General features: G+C 64.6%; 13 protein-coding genes. 8 read left to right on the top strand and 5 right to left on the bottom strand.

All coding sequences use genetic code 11. The annotated features are described in order from the left end of the window. Positions 1-96 precede the first annotated feature (96 nt). A complete protein-coding gene (locus CAF78_RS09705) occupies positions 97-1,092 on the bottom strand; it encodes an alpha/beta fold hydrolase (RefSeq protein WP_085675214.1) in 996 nt (331 codons plus the stop codon). A gap of 197 nt (positions 1,093-1,289) precedes the next feature. Between CAF78_RS09705 and metR the strand changes: the two genes are divergently transcribed. Then, on the top strand, positions 1,290-2,207 hold the full coding sequence (gene metR, locus CAF78_RS09700) for a transcriptional regulator MetR (RefSeq protein ID WP_003258025.1): 918 nt from the start codon (positions 1,290-1,292) through the stop codon (positions 2,205-2,207). On the opposite strand, the gene CAF78_RS09695 is transcribed toward metR, so the two are convergent. Next, on the bottom strand, positions 2,191-2,604 hold the full coding sequence (locus CAF78_RS09695) for an NUDIX domain-containing protein (RefSeq protein WP_085675213.1): 414 nt from the start codon (positions 2,602-2,604) through the stop codon (positions 2,191-2,193). The two genes, metR and CAF78_RS09695, sit on opposite strands and share 17 nt — an antisense overlap. A gap of 90 nt (positions 2,605-2,694) precedes the next feature. Between CAF78_RS09695 and CAF78_RS09690 the strand changes: the two genes are divergently transcribed. Both CAF78_RS09690 and CAF78_RS09685 read left to right on the top strand, forming a co-directional pair. Beyond that, positions 2,695-6,975 carry a DEAD/DEAH box helicase gene (locus tag CAF78_RS09690; protein WP_085675212.1) on the top strand — a complete coding sequence of 1,427 codons (4,281 nt, stop codon included), beginning with the start codon at positions 2,695-2,697 and terminating at the stop codon, positions 6,973-6,975. A 121-nt stretch (positions 6,976-7,096) separates the two neighbouring features. Then, positions 7,097-8,716: an FMN-binding glutamate synthase family protein gene (locus CAF78_RS09685; RefSeq protein WP_085675211.1), complete on the top strand. Its 1,620-nt coding sequence runs from the start codon at positions 7,097-7,099 to the stop codon at positions 8,714-8,716. Positions 8,717-8,756: 40 nt separating this feature from the next. Here the strand turns inward: CAF78_RS09685 and CAF78_RS09680 are convergent, their stop codons facing one another. Further along, the gene (locus CAF78_RS09680; protein WP_085675210.1) at positions 8,757-10,175 is read right to left on the bottom strand and encodes an amino acid permease; all 1,419 of its coding nucleotides are present in this window, start codon (positions 10,173-10,175) and stop codon (positions 8,757-8,759) included. A 391-nt stretch (positions 10,176-10,566) separates the two neighbouring features. Here CAF78_RS09680 and CAF78_RS09675 point away from each other — a divergent pair, with 391 nt between their 5' ends. The 3 genes from CAF78_RS09675 (at position 10,567) to CAF78_RS09665 (ending at position 15,087) form a co-directional block, all read left to right on the top strand. Next, positions 10,567-13,704 (top strand): transglycosylase domain-containing protein, encoded by a 3,138-nt coding sequence (locus CAF78_RS09675; RefSeq protein WP_085675209.1) that lies wholly within the window; start codon positions 10,567-10,569, stop codon positions 13,702-13,704. Positions 13,705-13,790: 86 nt separating this feature from the next. Beyond that, positions 13,791-14,336 (top strand): PadR family transcriptional regulator, encoded by a 546-nt coding sequence (locus tag CAF78_RS09670; protein ID WP_085675208.1) that lies wholly within the window; start codon positions 13,791-13,793, stop codon positions 14,334-14,336. Further along, positions 14,329-15,087 (top strand): siderophore-interacting protein, encoded by a 759-nt coding sequence (locus CAF78_RS09665; RefSeq protein WP_085675207.1) that lies wholly within the window; start codon positions 14,329-14,331, stop codon positions 15,085-15,087. The genes CAF78_RS09670 and CAF78_RS09665 overlap by 8 nt, the downstream gene beginning before the upstream one ends. 79 nt (positions 15,088-15,166) lie before the next feature. Here CAF78_RS09665 and CAF78_RS09660 read toward each other — a convergent pair whose 3' ends face one another. Beyond that, a complete protein-coding gene (locus CAF78_RS09660; protein WP_085675206.1) occupies positions 15,167-15,802 on the bottom strand; it encodes a Pr6Pr family membrane protein in 636 nt (211 codons plus the stop codon). Position 15,803: 1 nt separating this feature from the next. After that, complete coding sequence (locus CAF78_RS09655; RefSeq protein WP_023378991.1) at positions 15,804-16,025, bottom strand: VF530 family DNA-binding protein; 222 nt, start codon at positions 16,023-16,025, stop codon at positions 15,804-15,806. A 165-nt stretch (positions 16,026-16,190) separates the two neighbouring features. Between CAF78_RS09655 and CAF78_RS09650 the strand changes: the two genes are divergently transcribed. Both CAF78_RS09650 and CAF78_RS09645 read left to right on the top strand, forming a co-directional pair. After that, positions 16,191-18,236: a TonB-dependent receptor gene (locus CAF78_RS09650; RefSeq protein ID WP_085675205.1), complete on the top strand. Its 2,046-nt coding sequence runs from the start codon at positions 16,191-16,193 to the stop codon at positions 18,234-18,236. 298 nt (positions 18,237-18,534) lie between these two features. Continuing rightward, on the top strand, positions 18,535-19,881 hold the full coding sequence (locus CAF78_RS09645) for a carbohydrate porin (RefSeq protein ID WP_085675204.1): 1,347 nt from the start codon (positions 18,535-18,537) through the stop codon (positions 19,879-19,881). The last annotated feature ends 2 nt before the right edge of the window (positions 19,882-19,883 follow it).

Genomic DNA, 19,883 nt, shown 5'->3' with positions numbered 1-19,883 from the left:
TTCGCGGGCAAGCCCGCTCCCACAGGTACAGCGTTGTGCTCAAAGCGGCGCTGAACTTGTGGGAGCGGGCTTGCCCGCGAAGCAGGCGACGCCGATTCAAAGCCCGGCAATATGGGTGACATCCTGCCGATGTGACTGCAGATAAGGCAGCACCGCCGCCAGCAATGGTGCCTTGAACGGCTCCTGGAAGCGATGTGCCAACCCCGGAATCAACCGCAACTGACTGCCCTGGATATGCGCCGCCAGGTGCACCCCGTGCATCACCGGCAACAGCGGATCGGCCGTGCCATGCACCACCAGCGTCGGTACCCGCAACCCATTCAGCAACTGCACCCGGCTCGGCTCGGCCAGGATCGCCATGATCTGACGCTTCGCACCCTCGGGGTTGAATGCCCGGTCATAGGCCACCGCCGCCTGCTGCAGCAGCACAGCCCGATCATCATGTACTTGTGGGCTGCCCAAGGCTGCCAACAAGTCCGCCTGCTGCTCGATGGCCACTTCTCGACTCGGTGCACTGCGCCGCGCCAGCAGCTGCACCAGGGCCGGATCCGGCGCGGGCAGCCCTGCCGCCCCCGAACTGGACATCACCAGGGTCAGGCTACGCACCCGCTCAGGCGCCATGGCTGCCAGGTGCTGGGCGATCATCCCGCCCATGCTCACGCCCAGCACATGGAACTGGCGAATGCCCAGCACATCCATCAGCTGCAGGCCATCGTTCGCCATGTCGGTCAAGGTATAAGGCGCGGCGACCGGCAGGCCCAGCTTGTAGCGCAACAGTTCGACCGTGAGGTTGGCCGAGGGTGGCAGCTGGTTCCAGCGCGACAGGCCGACATCGCGGTTGTCGTAGCGAATGACCCGGAAGCCCTGGCGGCACAACGCCTCGACGACATCGTCCGGCCAATGGATGAGCTGCCCGCCCAGGCCCATCACCAGCAGCAAGGCCGGATCGCGGGGCGCGCCGACGCTCTGGTAGACCAGGCTCAGTTCGCCGATTTCGGCACGTTGCACCGGCACATGGGCGTCACAGCGCGTGTCGGCAAAGCTTGCCGAAGCACTGAACACGAGAAAGAAAAACAGCAGAAAAGCCCGCATGAAAGAAACACCAGAATGCAGATCCCCAGTAGAGCGCGAGTCTGATGAATTTAGTTCGGGCGCGCTGCCACAGTTCGGTGACAGTTTGATGAACCCTGCCGAGCGGTGCGACGCAGCGTCCAGTCGACAGGCCGGGGCAACATGAGCGAAACTCAACTCATTTCCCGTTTACTTTAAAAATTTTCTCGGAGTCAGCCGTGCTGGAGATCCGCCACCTGAAAACCCTTCATGCCCTGCGCGAGGCCGACAGCCTGGTAGAGGCCGCCGAACGCCTGCACCTGACCCAGTCGGCGCTGTCGCACCAGTTCAAGGAGCTGGAGGAGCGCCTGGGGCTGCCGCTGTTCGTGCGCAAGACCAAGCCGATCCGCTTCACCAGCGCCGGCCTGCGCCTGCTGCAACTGGCCGATGCCACCCTGCCGCTGTTGCGCGGCGCCGAGCGCGACATCGCCCGCCTGGCAGGCGGCACTGCCGGGCGTCTGCACATGGCCATCGAGTGCCACAGCTGCTTCCAGTGGCTGATGCCAACCATCGACCAGTTCCGCGATGCCTGGCCGGAAGTGGAGCTGGACCTGGCCTCGGGCTTCGCCTTCGCCCCGTTGCCGGCACTGGCCCGCGGCGACCTCGATCTGGTGGTGACCTCCGACCCGCTGGACCTGGCCGGCATCACCTACGTGCCGCTGTTCACCTACGAAGCCATGCTCGCCGTGGCCAACCAGCACCCGCTGGCCAGCAAGCCGTACATCGTGCCCCAGGACCTGCTCGACCAGACCCTGATCACCTACCCGGTGGAGCGCGACCGCCTGGATATCTTCACCCGCTTCCTGGAGCCGGCCGACATCGAGCCGGCCGCCGTGCGCACGTCCGAGCTGACGGTGATGATGATGCAGCTGGTGGCCAGCGGCCGTGGCGTGTGCGGCATGCCGCACTGGGCGCTGCACGAGTACAGCTCGCGGGGCTATGTGAAGGGCAAGCGCCTGGGCGAGAAAGGCCTGTTCGCCACGCTGTATGCGGCAGTACGCACCGATATGCTCGATGCGCCTTACATGCGCGACTTCCTGTTGACCGCCAAGGACACCTCGTTCGCCACCCTCGATGGGGTCAGTGCGGTACGCTGACGGCCTGGCGGTACAACGGCAGGATCAGGTCGCGGGTCAGCGGCGCCAGCTCCAGCGTTGCCGCCTGATCGGCGGCCAGCCACAGCACTTCTTCGATTTCCGCTGCCGGGGCCACGGCCTCGGCGCTGTCGACGCGGAACAGCTCGGCCTGCACCTCGAAGCCTGGCTCGTTGGCGGCCGGCGCGCTGAACTGGCCCAGGTGCACAGCCTGCTCAGGGTCGATGTGCAACCCCAGCTCTTCGTGCAGTTCACGCACCAGCGCCTGAACGGGTGACTCGCCGGCATCGATCTTGCCGCCCGGTTGCATGAACGCCTGGGTGCCGCGCTTGCGCACCAGCAGGGTCCGGCCTTGCGGGTCGATCAGCAGGGCAGCGGCGATGCGGATGATGTTGGGCATGGGTAGGCTCGCTGAAAATCAGACAGTCTACAGAAGATCAACGACGAACGGCCCCTTGCCAAGCCGTCGTTCACCCACCATAACCAAAACATGAACCTGCCAGCCCACCAGCACCCGGTGCTCGAGCTGTTCCACCCGGCCGTCGCTACCTGGTTCCGCCGCCACTTCGCCACGGTCACCGATGCCCAGGCCCGTGCCTGGCCGCTGATCCATGCCGGCCAGTCGCTGCTGCTCGCCGCGCCGACCGGTTCGGGCAAGACCCTGAGCGCCTTCCTGGCCGTGCTCGACGAACTGTTCCGCGAGGGCCTGGCGCATCACGGCGAGCTGCCTGCGCAGACCCAGGTCGTCTACGTATCGCCGCTCAAGGCACTGTCCAACGACATCCGTCTGAACCTGCAGGCCCCGCTCGAAGGCATCAGCCAGGCCCTTGAAGACCTGGGCCTGAAAGCACCGCGCATCACCACCGCCGTGCGCACCGGCGATACCCCGCAGAAGGAGCGTGCGGCGATGCGCAAGCTGGCCCCCCATGTGCTGGTGACCACACCCGAGTCGCTGTACGTGCTGATGGGTTCGGCGTCCGGCCGCGAAGGGCTGGCCAGCGTGCACACGGTCATCGTCGACGAGATACACGCCCTGGCCGGCAACAAGCGCGGCGCCCACCTGGCGCTGACCCTGGAGCGCCTGCAGGCGTTGTGCGGGCGCCCACTTCGACGCATTGGCCTGTCCGCCACCCAGCGCCCGGTCGAGCGCGTGGCGCAGTTCCTGGTCGGCCAGCAGCGCCCCTGCGCGATTATCGATGTCGGCCATGCGCGTCAGCGCGACCTCGCCATCGAAGTGCCTCCGGTGCCGCTCGGCGCGGTCATGGCCACGGACGTCTGGGGCCTGGTCTACGATCGTCTCGCGCAATTGGCCCGAGCACATCGCACCACGTTGGTGTTCGTCAACACCCGGCGCCTGGCAGAACGCATTACCCGCCACCTGAGCGACCGCCTGGGCAAGGAGGCCGTGGCCGCGCACCATGGCAGCCTGGCCAAGGAGCTGCGCCTGGACGCCGAGCAGCGCTTGAAAAACGGCCAGTTGCAGGTGCTCGTGGCCACCGCGTCGCTGGAGCTGGGCATCGACATCGGCGATGTCGACCTGGTCTGCCAGATCGAATCGCCCGGCTCGATCGCCGCCTTCCTGCAGCGGGTGGGGCGCTCCGGGCACCAGGTCGATGGCATCCCCAAAGGGCGACTGTTCGCGACCTCGCGGGACGACCTGATCGAATGCGTGGCCTTGCTCGACTGCATCCGCCTGGGTGAACTCGACGAACTGCACATTGCCAATGCTCCCCTGGATGTACTGGCCCAGCAGATCGTCGCCGAAGCCAGCAACCAGGCCTGGCAGGAACAGGCGCTGTTCGACTGCCTGCGCCAGGCCACACCCTATGCAGCCCTTGATCGCGAGCATTACCAGGCATTGCTGCGCATGCTCGCCGACGGCTATAACGGCCGCCAGGGCGTGCGCAGTGCCTACCTGCATCGCGATGCGGTCAGCGGCACCTTGCGCGGGCGCCGGGGTAGCCAGCTGACCGCGCTGACCAGCGGCGGCACCATCCCCGAGACCGCCGATTATGCCGTGCTGCTCGAACCCCAGGCGCTGAACATCGGCAGCGTCAACGAAGACTTCGCCGTGGAGAGCATCGCCGGCGATATCTTCCAGCTGGGCAATGCGTCCTACCGCATCCTGCGGGTCGAGCCCGGCCGGGTGCGGGTCGAAGACGCTCAGGGCCTGCCGCCGACCATTCCGTTCTGGCTGGGCGAAGCACCGGGGCGCAGCGACGAACTGTCCGTCGCAGTGGCCCGTCTGCAGGCGCGCATCGACGAACAGCTCGGGTTGAACGATGGCGATCTCGCAACAGTAATGCAGTGGCTGCAGACCACCTTCGCATTGAGCGAAGACAGCGCCAGCCAGTTGCTCGATTATCTGGGGCGCACCCGCGAAGTACTGGGCGCCCTGCCCTCCCAGCAGACCTTGGTGATGGAGCGTTTCTTCGACGAATCCGGCGGCACCCAGCTGATCATCCATTCGCCCTATGGCAGCCGTATCAACCGCGCCTGGGGCCTGGCCCTGCGCAAGCGCTTCTGCCGCACGTTCAATTTCGAATTGCAGGCCGCGGCCAGCGAGGACGCCATCGTGCTGTCGCTGTCGACCAGCCACAGCTTCGACCTGGATGAGGTATGGCGCTACCTCAATAGCCGAAGCGCCGAGCAGATCCTCATCCAGGCCCTGCTCGACGCGCCGTTGTTCGGCATCCGCTGGCGCTGGAACGCGGGCGTGGCCATGGCCCTGCCGCGCTTCGTCGGCGGGCGCAAGGTGGCGCCGCAGATCCAGCGCATGAAGAGCGAGGACCTGATTGCCGCCGTGTTCCCTGACCAGATCGCCTGCCTGGAGAACATCGTCGGCGAGCGGCAGATCCCCGATCACCCGTTGGTCGAGCAGACCCTCGACGACTGCCTGCACGAAGCCATGGACAGCGAAGGCTGGCTGGCCCTGCTGCGGCGCATGGAAAGCGGCCAGGTGCGCCTGTTGTGCCGCGATCTGCCAGCACCGTCCCCACTGGCCTCGGCCATTCTCAACGCCAGGCCCTACACCTTCCTCGACGACGCGCCGCTGGAAGAGCGGCGCACCCAGGCGGTGCTCAACCGGCGCTGGAACGAAGTGCACAGCGGCGATGACCTGGGCGCACTGGATGCCGATGCCATAGCCGCTGTGCAGGCCGAAGCCTGGCCGCAGCCGGGCAATGCCGACGAAATGCACGAGGCGCTGATGAGCCTGGGCGCCATCAGCCATGACGAAGTGCAGGCCAACCCCAGCTGGGACCTGCTGCTGCGCCAGCTGGCCAAGGCCGGGCGGGCCTTGCGCCTGATCGATGAAAAACTCTGGCTGGCGCGCGAGCGCCTGAACCTGCTGCGAACGCTGTATCCGGCAGCGCGCCTGGAACCTTCGCTGGACGTACTGCCCGGCTTCGACCAGGCCATTGACCCGGACGCTGCACTGGCCGAATTGCTGCGCGCCCGCTTGAGTGGCCACGGCCCGCTGAGCGTGGCGCAGATCGCTGCACCGCTGGGCAAGCCCACTGTCCAGGTGGAACAAGCCTTGGCCCGCCTGGAAGCCGAAGGCTACATATTGCGCGGCCACTTCAGCCCTGGGGCTGGCGACGTGCAATGGTGTGAGCGCCACCTGCTGGCGCGCATCCATCGCTACACGGTGAAACGCCTGCGCCGGGAGATCGAACCGGTCAGCCTGCAGGACTTCATGCGCTTTCTGTTCGACTGGCAGCACCTGGCCCCTGAGGAGCGCCTGCGTGGCCCCGAGGCGGTCGCTGAAGTGCTGGGCCAGTTGCAGGGTTTCCCCAGTGCCGCCGGCGCCTGGGAAGCAGAACTGCTGCCCGCGCGGATCAAGGACTACAGCCCGCACTGGCTGGACGATGCCTGCCGCAGCGGGCAGTTTGCCTGGAGCCGGCTGGCAGCGACGACGGCGAGCAACACCTTGTCGAGTACGCCGCTGGTGCTGTTGCCACGCGAGCACCTGGGCCAGTGGCGCAGCCTCGCCCCCGAGCCTGCCCGGGAAGCACTGGGCGGGCGGGCACAACGGGTGCTGGAGGCACTGCACGCGCATGGCGCGCTGTTCTTCGACGAGCTGACCGTTGATGCCCACCTGCTGCCCAGCGAACTGGAGACGGCGTTGCAGGAGCTGGTGGGTGCCGGGCTGGTGGGCGCCGACAGTTTCGCCGGGCTGCGCAGCCTGATCACCCCCGCAGCGAAGCGTACATCGCGCAACAGCCGCCGCGGTCACCCGCCACTCTCCAGCAGCATGGCCCATGCCGGGCGTTGGGCGTTGTTGCGTCGGGGCACTGGCAATGTCGACGAGAACCAGCGCCTGGAGCACATCGCCCGCGCACTGCTGCGACGCTATGGGGTGATCTGCTGGCGGCTGCTGGAACGGGAAAGCGATGTGCTGCCCCCCTGGCGTGAACTGCTGCGCTGCTATCACCGCCTCGAGGCGCGTGGCGAAATCCGAGGGGGGCGTTTCATTGCCGGCTTGGCGGGTGAGCAATTCGCCTTGCCGGAGGCGGTCGGTTTGCTCAGGCAAGTACGGCGGCGTGCCCTGGATGGAGAGTTGGTAGTGGTGAGTGCGAGCGACCCGCTGAACCTGATCGGGTCGTTGCTGCCCGGGGCGAAAGTGCCGGCAGTCAGTGGCAACCGACTGCTCTATCGCGATGGCGTGCCCGTGGCGGTGCGCGTGGCAGGGCGCTATTCGTATCTTATCGAGGCACCTGCACAGGAGCAGGAAAGCTGGAGACAGAAACTGTTGCGCGATACGGTCTGAACATGCCCAGGCGAGAATGATTTTCGCTACCCCGATTTTGATTTGCACTGCCACACAAGTTGGCTATGGTCGGGGTTTGTCCCAGGCCCTGAGCCTGACCGCGCCATCGCAAGGATCCCGTATGAGCCTGTCACTTCTCAGCCGCTATGCCTTCTTCACCGCCTGTGTACTGTTCACCCTGGCGAGCCTGCCGTTCCTCCACCACGACTGGCTATGGCCATTCACCCTGACCACCGGCGTGCTCAGCCTGATCGGACTGTTCGACCTCGTGCAGCAACGCCACGCGGTACGCCGCAACTATCCGATTCTCGGCAACATCCGCTATCTGGTCGAAGGCATCCGCCCGGAAATCCGCCAGTACCTGCTGGAAGCCGACAGCGACGCCCTGCCCTTCTCCCGCGCCCAGCGCTCGCTGGTGTACGCCCGGGCCAAGAACGAACCCTCGGACAAACCCTTCGGTACCCTGATCGACGTCTACGAGTCGGGTTTCGAGTTCATCGGCCATTCCATGCGCCCGGCACCCCTGACCGACCCGGCGAGTTTCCGGGTCATGGTCGGCGGCCCGCAGTGCAGTCAGCCCTATTCGGCGTCGATCTTCAACATCTCGGCCATGAGCTTCGGTTCACTCAGCGCCAACGCCATCCGTGCCCTGAACAAGGGTGCCAAGCTGGGCAACTTCCACCACGACACCGGTGAAGGCAGCATCAGCCCCTACCACCGGGAAAACGGCGGCGATCTGGTCTGGGAGTTGGGCAGCGGCTACTTCGGCTGCCGCACCGCCGACGGCCGCTTCGACCCGGAACGCTTTGCCGCCCAGGCACGCACCCCACAGGTGCGGATGATCGAGATCAAGATGAGCCAGGGTGCCAAGCCCGGTCACGGCGGCATCCTGCCCAAGCACAAGGTAACCCAGGAAATTGCCGAAACCCGCGGCGTGCTGATGGGCGAGGACTGCATCTCGCCATCACGCCACAGCGCCTTCTCCACACCGATCGAGATGATGCACTTCATCGCCCAGCTGCGTGAGTTGTCCGGCGGCAAGCCGGTGGGCTTCAAGTTCTGCCTGGGCCACCCGTGGGAATTCATGGGCATTGCCAAGGCCATGCTGGAGACGGGCATCCTGCCTGACTTCATCGTCGTCGATGGCAAGGAAGGCGGCACCGGTGCCGCGCCGGTGGAATTCACCGACCACATCGGTGTGCCGCTGCGCGAAGGCCTGCTGTTCGTGCACAACACCCTGGTCGGCCTGAACCTGCGGGACAAGATCAAGCTCGGTGCCAGCGGCAAGATCGTCAGCGCCTTCGACATCGCCAGCGTGCTGGCCATCGGCGCCGACTGGGCCAATTCGGCGCGCGGCTTCATGTTCGCCATCGGCTGCATCCAGTCGCAGAGCTGCCACACCAACAAGTGCCCGACTGGCGTGGCCACGCAAGACCCGCTGCGCCAGCGCGCCCTGGTGGTGCCCGACAAGGCCCAGCGGGTGCTGAACTTCCACCACAACACCTTGCGTGCGCTGGCCGAGATGCTGGCGGCGGCGGGCCTGGAGCATCCGGCACAACTGGAGGCCAAGCACTTGGTGCGGCGCGTGTCGGCCACCGAGATCAAGCTGTTCTCGCAGATGCATGTGTTCCTCAAGCCGGGCGAGTTGCTCACCGGCGAGGTCAACGGGCAGTTCTATTCGCGCATGTGGCAGATGGCGCGTGCCGATAGCTTCGAGCCACACAACGAAGTGGCAGCCTGACAGATCCCCGGGGCTGCTGCGCAGCCCCGGGGATTTCAGATCAGGAAGCAGTACTCGCCATACCCTGCACTTCTTTCGGCGCCAGCCGGAATGCGTAATACAGCACCGTCAGCAGCACCAGGAACGCCGGGCCTATGTACAGCGCCACGCGGGTGTCCTCGAAGTACGCCATCAGGCCCACCACCAGCACCAGGAAGGCCAGGGCCAGGTAGGAGCTCAGCGGCCACAGCCACATGCGGTATTTCAACCCCTTCTGCTCGGCGCTCGACAGCCCGGCGCGGAACTTGATCTGCGCCAGCAGAATCATCACCCAGGTCCAGATCGCACCGAAGGTGGCAATCGAGGTCACCCAGACGAACACCTTCTCCGGCACCAGGTAGTTGGCCAGCACGCCCAGCAGCAGCGCGCCGATCGACAGCAGCAGTGCATTGCGTGGCACGCCGCTTTGCGAGGTGCGGGCAAAGGCGGCCGGGGCCTGGCCGTTCTGCGCCAGGCTGTAGAGCATCCGCCCGGTGCTGAAGATGCCGCCGTTGCACGACGACAGCGCCGCGGTGATCACCACGAAATTGATGATGCCGGCGGCGGTCTTGATGCCTAGGCGCTCGAAGGTCATGACGAACGGGCTGCCCTGGCTGCCGATCCCGTCCCAGGGGTAGATCGACAGGATCACGAACAGTGCGCCGACGTAGAACAGCAGGATGCGCCAGAACACCGAACCGATCGCCTGGGGGATGGTTTTCTGCGGGTTGCGTGCTTCGCCGGCGGTGAGGCCGATCATTTCCACGCCCAGGTAGGCGAACATCACCATCTGCAGCGACATCAGCACGCCCGTCACGCCATTGGGCATGAAGCCACCGTTGCTCCACAGGTTGGAGATGCCCACGGCGACGCCATCATTGCCGAAGCCGAACGCGATCACGCCGATGCCACCGAGGACCATGGCGATGATGGTGACGATCTTGATCAGGGCGAACCAGAACTCGAATTCACCGAACGCCTTGACCGCGATCAGGTTGACTGCACCCATGCTGCCCAACGCCATCAAGGCCCAGATCCAGCGCGGTACATCGGGGAACCAGATGCCCATGTAGATGGCCACCGCAGTGATTTCCGCCACGCAGGTGACCAGCCACAGAAACCAGTAGTTCCAGCCGGTGAGGAAGCCCGCCAGCGGACCAAGGTAGTCCTGGGCATAGCGGCTGAACGAGCCGGCGACCGGGTTGTGCACGGCCATCTCGCCGAGGGCACGCATGATCACCAGGATCGCCAGGCCACCAATGATGTAGGACAGCATGATCGCGGGGCCGGCCATTTCGATGGCTTTGGCCGAACCGAGGAAAAGACCGACGCCGATACAGGCGCCCAGCGCCATCAGACGGATGTGCCGTTCACCCAGCTCACGCTTGAGCGGGACGCCCTCGATGGGCTCGGCAGGGGCAGGATGGTTGCCGACTGGCATAGCAATACAACCTCATTTTGTTATTGGATTTGACCTTCGTGCAGCACCGGCCATGCCGATAGGCGTGACGTTGGCTTGCCGGGCTGGCCTCGTGGGCCGGCCCGTGTGCCGGACTAGAGCGGCCGGCACGGCGAAGGGCCGAGCAGTATAGGAAGTCCGTTACAGGGGTTTTCGCTGTATAAACAGGGAAATTCAGCGAGATTCTCCGGGGTGTGCGGTGCCACCCCCGGGTCCAATGCCACCCTAACAACATCGCTGCAGGAATAAACCCACACCAAAGCCGCATAGCCCTGCGCCGCTTTTCTCGACTTCCTACAAATTTTTCACCTGTTCCCGCCAACGTCTAAGCTTCAGACAAGCAAGACGAAAATACCTGGCCGGATAGAAGACTATGGGCGCACTGTGGCAATCGGAACCAACCAGAACGGAAGCACCTGAAGCACCTCCGGCCAAGACGCCACAACCGCAGTCCCCACGTCAGCGCAGGCTCTGGTGGCGGCTGATTTTCCTGATCCTGCTGGTGGCACTGATCGCCATCGGTTTCGCCGCCTACGACGAGTTCCGCACCTCCAACCTGCAGTCGCGCGAATTCAGCAAGCTGGCCACCACCCTCACCTATTCGCTCAAGGCAGGGCCGAGCGATGCGATCGTCTATCCGGGCGAAGGGCCGTTCGACAAACGCCTGGGCTACAGCGGGCTGGGCGAGTTCCTGCCGCGCCTGCTGAAACGCGACTACCTGATCAGCGAACAGGTGCAATTCTCCCCGGCCCTGATGCGCTATGTCGATCACGGCCTGTTCGCCCCCTATATCGAAAAGATCCAGGCCGGCCTGTCGATCACCGACTGCCGCGGTGAAACGCTGTACCAGTACAACTACCCGCAGCACCTGTACCCGGATTTCGCCTCCATCCCACCGGTGATGGTCAACAGCCTGCTGTTCATCGAAAACCGCGACTTGCTCGATACCAAGGACGTGAAGAACAACCCGGCCGTCGACTGGCCTCGCTTTGCCAAGGCCGCCTACAGCCAGGTAGCCAAGTACCTGGCCCTGCCCGGCCAGTCGGCGGGTGGCAGTACCCTCGCCACCCAGCTGGAGAAGTACCGCCATTCGCCGGATGGCCTGACCGTCAATGGCGCCGAGAAGATCCGCCAGATGATCTCGGCCAGTGTGCGCGCCTACCAGGGCGGCCCCGACACCAGCGAAGCGCGCCACCGGATCGTGCGTGACTACCTCAACAGCGTGCCGCTCTCGGCAGTGCCGGGGCATGGCGAGGTGCATGGCATGGCCGAAGGCCTGCGGGTGTGGTACGGCGCCGATTTCGACCAGGTCAACCAGGCGCTGATCTCCACCGCCACGGACCCGCAAAGCATGGCGGCACGCGGCCTGGCCCTGCGCCAGGTGCTGTCGCTGATGATCGCCCAGCGCCGCCCTTCGCATTACCTGTCCAAAGGCCGCGTGGAACTGGCCGAGCTCACCGACTCGCATATCCGCGTGCTGGCGGCCAACAAGATCATCGAACAACCGCTGGCCGACGCGGCGCTGGCCAGCAAGGCGATCTACCGCGACTGGGTCGCCCAACCGACCATCGTGCCGATCATCACCAACAAAGGCATCAGCCTGGCCCGCAACCGGCTGGCGGCCATGCTCAACCGCCCGCTGTACGACCTCGACCGGCTCGATGTGTCGGCCACCAGCACCCTGCAGGCTGACCTGCAGCTGCAGGTCAGCCAGTACCTGAAAAACCTTGCCGACCCCGAATTCGCGGCGCAGATCGGCCTGATCGGCGAGCGCCTGCTCACCACCAAGACCACCGACCAGGTGAGCTACAGCTTCACCTTGTTCGAACGCACCGCCGATGGCTCGCGGGTACGGGTGCAGACCGACAGCACCAACCAGCCCTTCGACATCAACGAGGGCAGCAAGCTGGAGCTGGGCTCCACCGCCAAGCTGCGGGTGCTCACGACGTACCTGGAAATCATCGCCGAACTGCACGACAAGTACGCCGGCAAACCTGCCGCCGAGCTGAAGAAAGTCGAAGTCGCCGAACTCGACCGCATCACCCAGTGGTCGCTGGAGTGGCTGGCGCAGAACAGCAAGAACCAGAGCCTGGACGCCATGCTCGATGCGGCGCTGGAACGCAAGTACTCGGCCAACACCGGCGAAGCCTTCTTCACCGGCGGCGGCATGCACGTGTTCAACAACTTCCGCAAGGAAGACAACAACCGCAACCCGACTCTCAAGGACGCCCTGCGCGAGTCGATCAACCTGCCGTTCATCCGCCTGATGCGCGACCTGGTGCGCTACGTCACCTACCAGCAGCCGTTCAACCGCGTGCCACTGCTCAAGGACGACTCCGACCCACGCCGCCAGGAATACCTGGCACGCTTCGCCGACAAGGAAGGCACCAGCTACCTGATGCGCTTCTGGAAGAAGTATCAGCGCAAGACTTCCCAGCAACGCCTGGACACCTTCCTCGACAGCATGCGCGCCACCCCGCAGCGTTTGGCCGCCGTACACCGCTACCTGTTCCCGGAAGCCGGCCAGGAAACCTTCAATGCCTTCGTCCGCGCCCACAGCAAGGACGACAAAATCGCCCTGGGCAAACTCACCGACGGCAAACTGGCAGAAATGTACGAAGCCTACGGACCCGGCAAGTACGACCTGCCCGACCAGGGCTACATCGCCAAGGTCCACCCGCTGGACCTGTGGCTGTTGGGCTACCTGTTGAAGCACCCGAGTTCCACACTCACCGAAATGGTCAATGCCAGCCACTTCGAGCGCCAGGAGGTCTACAGCTGGCTGTTCAAGAGCCGGCACCAGGGGGCGCGTGACAGCCGCATCCGCACCATGGTCGAGATCGAGGCGTTTCTCGATATCCATCAACGCTGGAAACGCGTGGGCTATCCGTTCGACCACCTGGTGCCCTCACTGGCCACCGCCATCGGCAGCTCCGGCGACCGCCCGGCTGCGCTGTCGGAACTGGTCGGTATCATCCAGAACGACGGCGTGCGCCTGCCGACGCTGCGTATCGACACCCTGCACTTCGCCGCCGATACGCCCTACGAGACCAAGCTGGTCAGCGACCCGGACCGTGGCGTGCGGATTCTGCCGGTGGAAGTGGCGCGGGCGCTCAAAGGCGCCATGTCGCAGGTGGTCGATGCCGGTACCGCACGGCGCATCTCCGGCAGCTTCAAGCTCAACGACGGCACGCCGCTGGTAATGGGGGGCAAGACCGGTACCGGCGACAACCGTATCGAAAGCTTCGGCGCTGGCGGCCGACTGATCGGTTCGCGCTCGCTCAACCGTACCGCCACCTTCGTGTTCTTCCTGGGTGAAAACCACTTCGGCACCCTGACGGCCTTCGTCCCTGGGCGCTCGGCAGAAGCCTTCAAGTTCACCTCGGCGCTGCCGGTGCAGGTGCTCAAAGGCATGGCGCCAATCCTCATGCCGTACTTGCAGCCCGGCAACCCGAACGAGTGCAAGCCACCCCAGGTGGCCATGCATGGCAAAGACACATCTAAAACGTAGATGATAATCATCGGCATTTAGAGGCTTGTGTTTAGATATATCTTGAGTAATATCTTGCGATATATCGAAACACAGGGAGCCTCTACATGCGTGACCACTCCGCACATGACCCGTTTGAACGCCGCCCCGCCCGTGGCGAGCGTGGCCCACGGGTGTTCGCCCCGGGCGATCTCAAGCTGCTGATGCTGTCGATGCTGGCCGAACAACCTGGCCACGGCTACGACTTGATCCGCCAGATCGAGAACCTGTTCGACGGCAGCTACACACCGAGCCCCGGTGTGATCTACCCCACCCTCAATTTCCTCGAAGAAGCCGAGTTGATCAGCGGCCAGGTACACGGCAGCAAACGCCTGTACGCCATCACTGCTGCCGGCCGTACTGCACTGGCCGATCAGGCCGTCGCCCTGGATGGCGTGCGCATGCGCATCGAAGTCAGCAAGCGCGCCCTACGTGGCCACGACCGCCCGCCGGAGATCCACGAAGCCGTCGGCAACCTGCGCCATGCCTTGCACATGCACAGTGGCCGCTGGACCCCGGAAGAAATCGAACGGGTGCGCAACCTGCTCAACGACACTGCCAAGGCCATCGCCTCCGGGCCGGCCGATCCAGTCAGGGAGAACCCCCATGAGTGACACCATCCACCGCGTCAACCACGAAATCCGCCAGCGTCGCCTGCAGGTGCTGCGGGTCAGCGACCTCACCCCGCGCATGCGCCGCATCACCCTCGGTGGCGACGAGTTGCAGGGCTTCACCAGCCTGGGCAGTGACGACCACATCAAGCTGCTGTTCGCCGAGAATGCCGAGCAGCAGCAGGCCATCGACGCCCGCAACCTGGGCCGTGACGGCGGCGCCCGGCCGACCATGCGCGAGTACACGCCACGGCGTATCGACCTGGTGACGAATGAACTGGACATCGACTTCGTGCTGCACGGCGACGGCCCCGCTTCGACCTGGGCGGCCCAGGCAGCGCCAGGGCAGACCCTGAACATTGCCGGGCCACGAGCATCGATGGTGGTGCCGGATATTTTCGACAGCTACCTGCTGGTGGGTGACGAGACAGCGATCCCGGCGATTGGCCGGCGCCTGGAAGAACTGCCAGCCGGGCGCCGCGTGCTGGCGGTGATCCAGATCGAAGATGACCAGGAGCGCCAGCCACTGCCGAGCGCAGCGCAGGTGGAAGTCATCTGGGTCAAGCGCGATGAAGACCTGCTGGCCTTGCTGCAGGCGCAGACGTTGCCCGAAGGCAAACTGTACAGCTGGGTGGCGCTGGAGAAGTCGCTGACCCGCCAGGCGAAGGCGCTCCTGCTGGAAAAGGGCGTGGCGGAAGATGCCCTCAAGGCCGCTGCCTACTGGCGCGCTGACGGGACCGCAGACGACGAGTGATCTGCTCTCTCCTGCACCGGCCTCTTCGCGGGCACGGCGGTGCGGCGATCCGACGTGCCCGCGAAGAGGCCGGTACAGGTCAAGCCAATCTGTACCTTCCCCGCCACCGATCCAGCCCCAGCAACACCAGCCCAATCCCCCAGAACCCCGCCAAGACGCCGAGGGCATTGAGCATCACCTGCCCATACCCCAGGCTCGCCACATCGATGAACGGGTAGGCATAAGCCCCGATCTCGCTCCCCCGCCACAACGCGTAGGCGAAATACACCGCCGGATAGAGCGCCCAGATCGCCAGGTGCCAAAGGCGCAGGCTGCCCTTGGGCACCTCGAACCACCAGTACAAGGCGAACAGCAGCGGCATCACATCGTGCAGCAGTTCATCCGCCAGCCACTGCCAGCCTTCGGGCTGCCACAGGTGGCGCAGCAGCACACTGTAGGCCAGCGACACCAGCACGATGCTGGCCGTCACCGCAGCACTCACCGAGGGCGACAGGAAGAAACGCCTGGCCGCTGACTCCCTGCCAAAGGCCGCGTAACTGAGTACCGTCGCCACCAAGGTATTGGTCAGTACCGTGAAGTACCCGAACACATTGATCAGCCCGCCGATCAGGCTGGCCTGCTCCTGCCAGCGCGCCAGCAACACCAGGTAGACCTGCACCGCCAGGCCGAACCAGCCAAGCAACGCCATCGACGTCAGCCAGGGGCGCCGTGGCATGTCAGGCCTGGCGCTGCAGTTTCACGTACAACTGCTCGACCTTCTCCCGCGCCCAGGGCGTCTTGCGCAGGAAGGTCAGGCTCGACTTGATGCTCGGGTTGCTCTTGAAGCAGCGCACATCAACGCGTTCGGCCAGGCCCTGCCATTGGTAGTGCGCCACCAGTTCGGTGAGGATCTGTTCAAGGGTCTTGCCGTGCAGCGCGTTGTGTTGGGCCGTGCTCATGCCAGTGCTCCGTAGGAAAGATGCGCACCTTACACGAGTGTAGTGGCGGGTGGGATCCGTGTTGCCTGCGGAAAAAGCGCTGGCCAGGGGTAAAACCTCTGTGCTGAAATAGTGATGTTATATTGTAACAACACAAAAGCATCTGCCAAGGAACGCCTCATCCCCATGCTGCACATCCCGCTCCGCCTCTCTCCCCTCGCTGTTGCCCTGTGGCTCGCTGCTTCACCCAGCCAAGCCGTGGAACTGGAACCCCAGGTCATCACCGCCAACCCGCTCGGCAACCGGCAACTGGCCGCACCCAGCACCGTGCTCGCAGGTGACGACCTGCTGCAACAGCAACACGGCAGCCTCGGTGAAACCCTGAACAAGCAACCCGGCGTGGCCTCCACCTGGTTCGGCCCAGGTGCCAGCCGCCCGGTGATTCGCGGCCTGGATGGCGACCGTATCCGCATCCTGCGCAACGGCGTGGGGGCCCTGGATGCCTCGTCGCTGTCCTATGACCACGCGGTACCGCTGGACCCGGTCACGGTCGAGCGCGTTGAAATCGTCCGCGGCCCGGCCGCCCTGCTCTACGGTGGCAATGCCATCGGCGGCGTGATCAACACCTTCGACAACCGCATCCCCGATTCGCCGATCGAGGGTATCCACGGTGCCGGCGAACTGCGCTACGGCGGCGCCGACACCACCCGCAGCAGCGCCGGCAAGCTGGAGGCCGGTGACGGCACCTTCGCCCTGCACCTGGACGCCAACAGCCGCCAGTTCAACGACCTGCGCATTCCCGGTTACGCGCAGAGCGCCAAGGTGCGTGACGCCGACAACCCAGCCAGCCGCCACCGCCTGGAAAACAGCGACGGCCGCCAGGACGGTGGCGCCATAGGCGGCTCCTACAACTGGGAGCATGGCTATGCCGGCCTGTCCTACAGCCGCTACGACAGCAACTACGGCTCGGTGGCCGAGCCCGGTGTGCGCCTGGACATGAAGCAGGACCACTACGCCTTTGCCTCGGAACTGCGTGACCTGGACGGCCCGTTCAGCTCGATCAAGGTCGATGCCGGCTACACCGACTACGAGCACAGTGAAATCGAAGAAGGCGAGGTCCACACCACCTTCAAGAACAAAGGCTACGAAGCACGCATCGAGGCCCGTCATCAACCGCTCGGCCCGCTCGAAGGCGTGATTGGCGCGCAGGTCAGCCGCAACGAGTTCTCGGCGCTGGGCGAGGAAGCCTTCGTCCCGCACACCGACACCGACAGCCTGGCGCTGTTCATGCTCGAGCAGTGGCAAGCCACCGAGCGCCTGAACCTGAGCCTGGGTGCACGCCTGGAGCACACCCGCGTCGACCCCGACGCCAAGGGCAACGAAAACTTCGCCGAAGCGGGTAGCGCCAGCAGCTTCAATGCCTTCAGCCTGTCCTCGGGCGCGGTGTACCAGCTCGACCCGATCTGGTCGCTGGCGGCCAACCTCGGTTACACCGAGCGCGCGCCTACTTTCTACGAGCTCTACGCCAACGGCGCCCACGTCGCCACCGGTGCATTCGAAGTCGGTGATGCCAGCCTGAACAAGGAAAAAGCCATTTCCGCCGACCTGGCCCTGCGCTTCGACAATGGCACCCACAGAGGCAGCGTCGGGGTGTTCTACAGCCACTTTCGCAACTACATCGGCCTGATCGGCACGGGCAACCTGCGCGAAGGCCATGACCATGACCATGACGACGAAGATCACGACCACGATCATGACGATGGCGGCTTCCCCGAATACCAGTACCAAGGTGTTCGTGCGCGCTTCTACGGCATCGAGGCGCAGGACCGCTGGCAACTGGCCGAGAACCGCTATGGCAGCTTCGCGCTGGAGTTGTCCGGCGACTACACCCGGGCCAAGAACCTCGACAGCGGCGAGCCGTTGCCGCGCATTGCCCCGCTGCGCCTGAACAGTGGCCTGGTCTGGGAACTGGACCGTTGGCAGGCGCGGGTCGATGTGCAACACGCCGCGTCGCAACATCGCAAGCCAGAAAACGAGACCAGCACCGATGGCTACACCACGCTCGGAGCCAGCGTCGGCTACCGCTTCGACATTGGCCAGAGCCAGTGGCTGGCCTTCGTGCGCGGCGAGAACCTGACCGACCAGACCGTGCGCTATGCCAGCTCGATCCTGCGTGATATCGCGCCAGCGCCGGGGCGCAGTGTGGAAGTCGGGCTGCGTACCACCTTCTGACCTGAAGCGGTCCCTGTGGGAGCGGCTTTACCCGCGAATGCGATGCCAGAGCGAATGCCGCATTCGCGGGTGAACCCGCTCCCACAGGGTGTGCCTTACGCCATGGCAACGTGGTTTGTTGCCAGATCGGTAACAATCAACTGCGACAATTTGTCTTTTTTTCTTACAACTTCCCCTATATCCTCCCCGCCGCAAGCTGAATCGCTTCACCCAGCATTCCCAATTGCCATTTCCATCGAAGAGCCCGCTCTTCGGTGCGCTTGCCGTTTTTTCAATAATCAAAAGATAGCGCTATCTCATGTTCCAACTGCCCAAAACCCGCTACACCGGCCTGGCGTTCATTGCCATTGCCGCAGGCTTTCCAGTCACGGCCAACGCCAGCGAAGCGTTCGCCAAGGACTCCCCGTGGATGTTTGGCGACTGGGGCGGCACTCGCACCGAGCTGCTGGAAAAAGGCTACGACTTCACCCTCGGTTACACCGGCGAGATGGGCAGCAACCTGCACGGCGGCTACGACCACGACCGCACCGCGCGCTACAGCGACCAGTTCACCTTCGGCAGCCACCTGGATCTGGAGAAGATCCTCGGCTGGAACGATACCGAGTTCCAACTGACGATCACCGAACGCCACGGCGACAACATCAGCAACGACCGCATCAACGACCCGCGGGTCGGCGGCTTCACCTCGGCCCAGGAAGTCTGGGGCCGTGGCGAAACCTGGCGGCTGACGCAAATGTGGATCAAACAGAAATACTTCGACGGCGCCCTGGACGTGAAGGTCGGCCGCTTCGGCGAAGGCGAGGATTTCAACAGCTTCCCCTGCGACTTCCAGAACCTGGCCTTCTGCGGCTCGCAGGTGGGCAACTGGGTCGGCGGCATCTGGTACAACTGGCCGGTCAGCCAGTGGGCCATGCGCGTGCGCTACAACCTCAACCCTGAGCTGTACGCCCAGGTTGGCGTGTATGAGCAGAACCCGTCCAACCTCGAATCGGGCAACGGCTTAAAGCTCAGCGGCAGCGGCACCCAGGGCGCGGTAATGCCGATTGAACTGGTGTGGAGCCCACGTTTCCAAGGCCTCAAAGGGGAATATCGCGCCGGCTACTACTACAGTAATGCCAAGGCACAGGATGTTCTCAAGGACAGCAATGGCCAGCCGGCCGCCCTCAGTGGCGCCGCCTACCGCAGCAGTTCGAGCAAGCACGGCATGTGGCTCGGGGCCCAGCAGCAGGTCACCTCGCTGGCATCCGACCAGTCGCGCGGCCTGAGCCTGTTCGCCAACGCCACCGTGCACGACAAGAAGACCAATGTCATCGACAACTATGTTCAGGCTGGACTGGTTTACAAAGGCCCCTTTGACGCCCGCGCCAAGGACGACATCGGCGTTGCCGTCGCCCGCGTGCACGCCAACCCGGCCTACCGCAAGAACGCCCGCCTGGCCAATCAGGTGGCCGGCCTCGACGACTACGACAACCCGGGCTACCTGCCGGTGCAAGACACCGAGTACAGCGCCGAACTCTATTACGGCATTCACCTGGCCGACTGGCTCACGGTGCGCCCGAACCTGCAGTACATCCGCCATCCGGGCGGGGTGTCGCAGGTCGACAGCGCGCTGATCGGCGGCCTGAAGATCCAAAGCACATTCTGACC

The sequence above is a fragment of the Pseudomonas sp. R28(2017) genome (genome assembly GCF_002112505.1).
Lineage (GTDB): Bacteria > Pseudomonadota > Gammaproteobacteria > Pseudomonadales > Pseudomonadaceae > Aquipseudomonas.
Note: the sequence above shows the minus strand (reverse complement) of the source record. Positions and strands in the feature narration are given on the sequence as shown.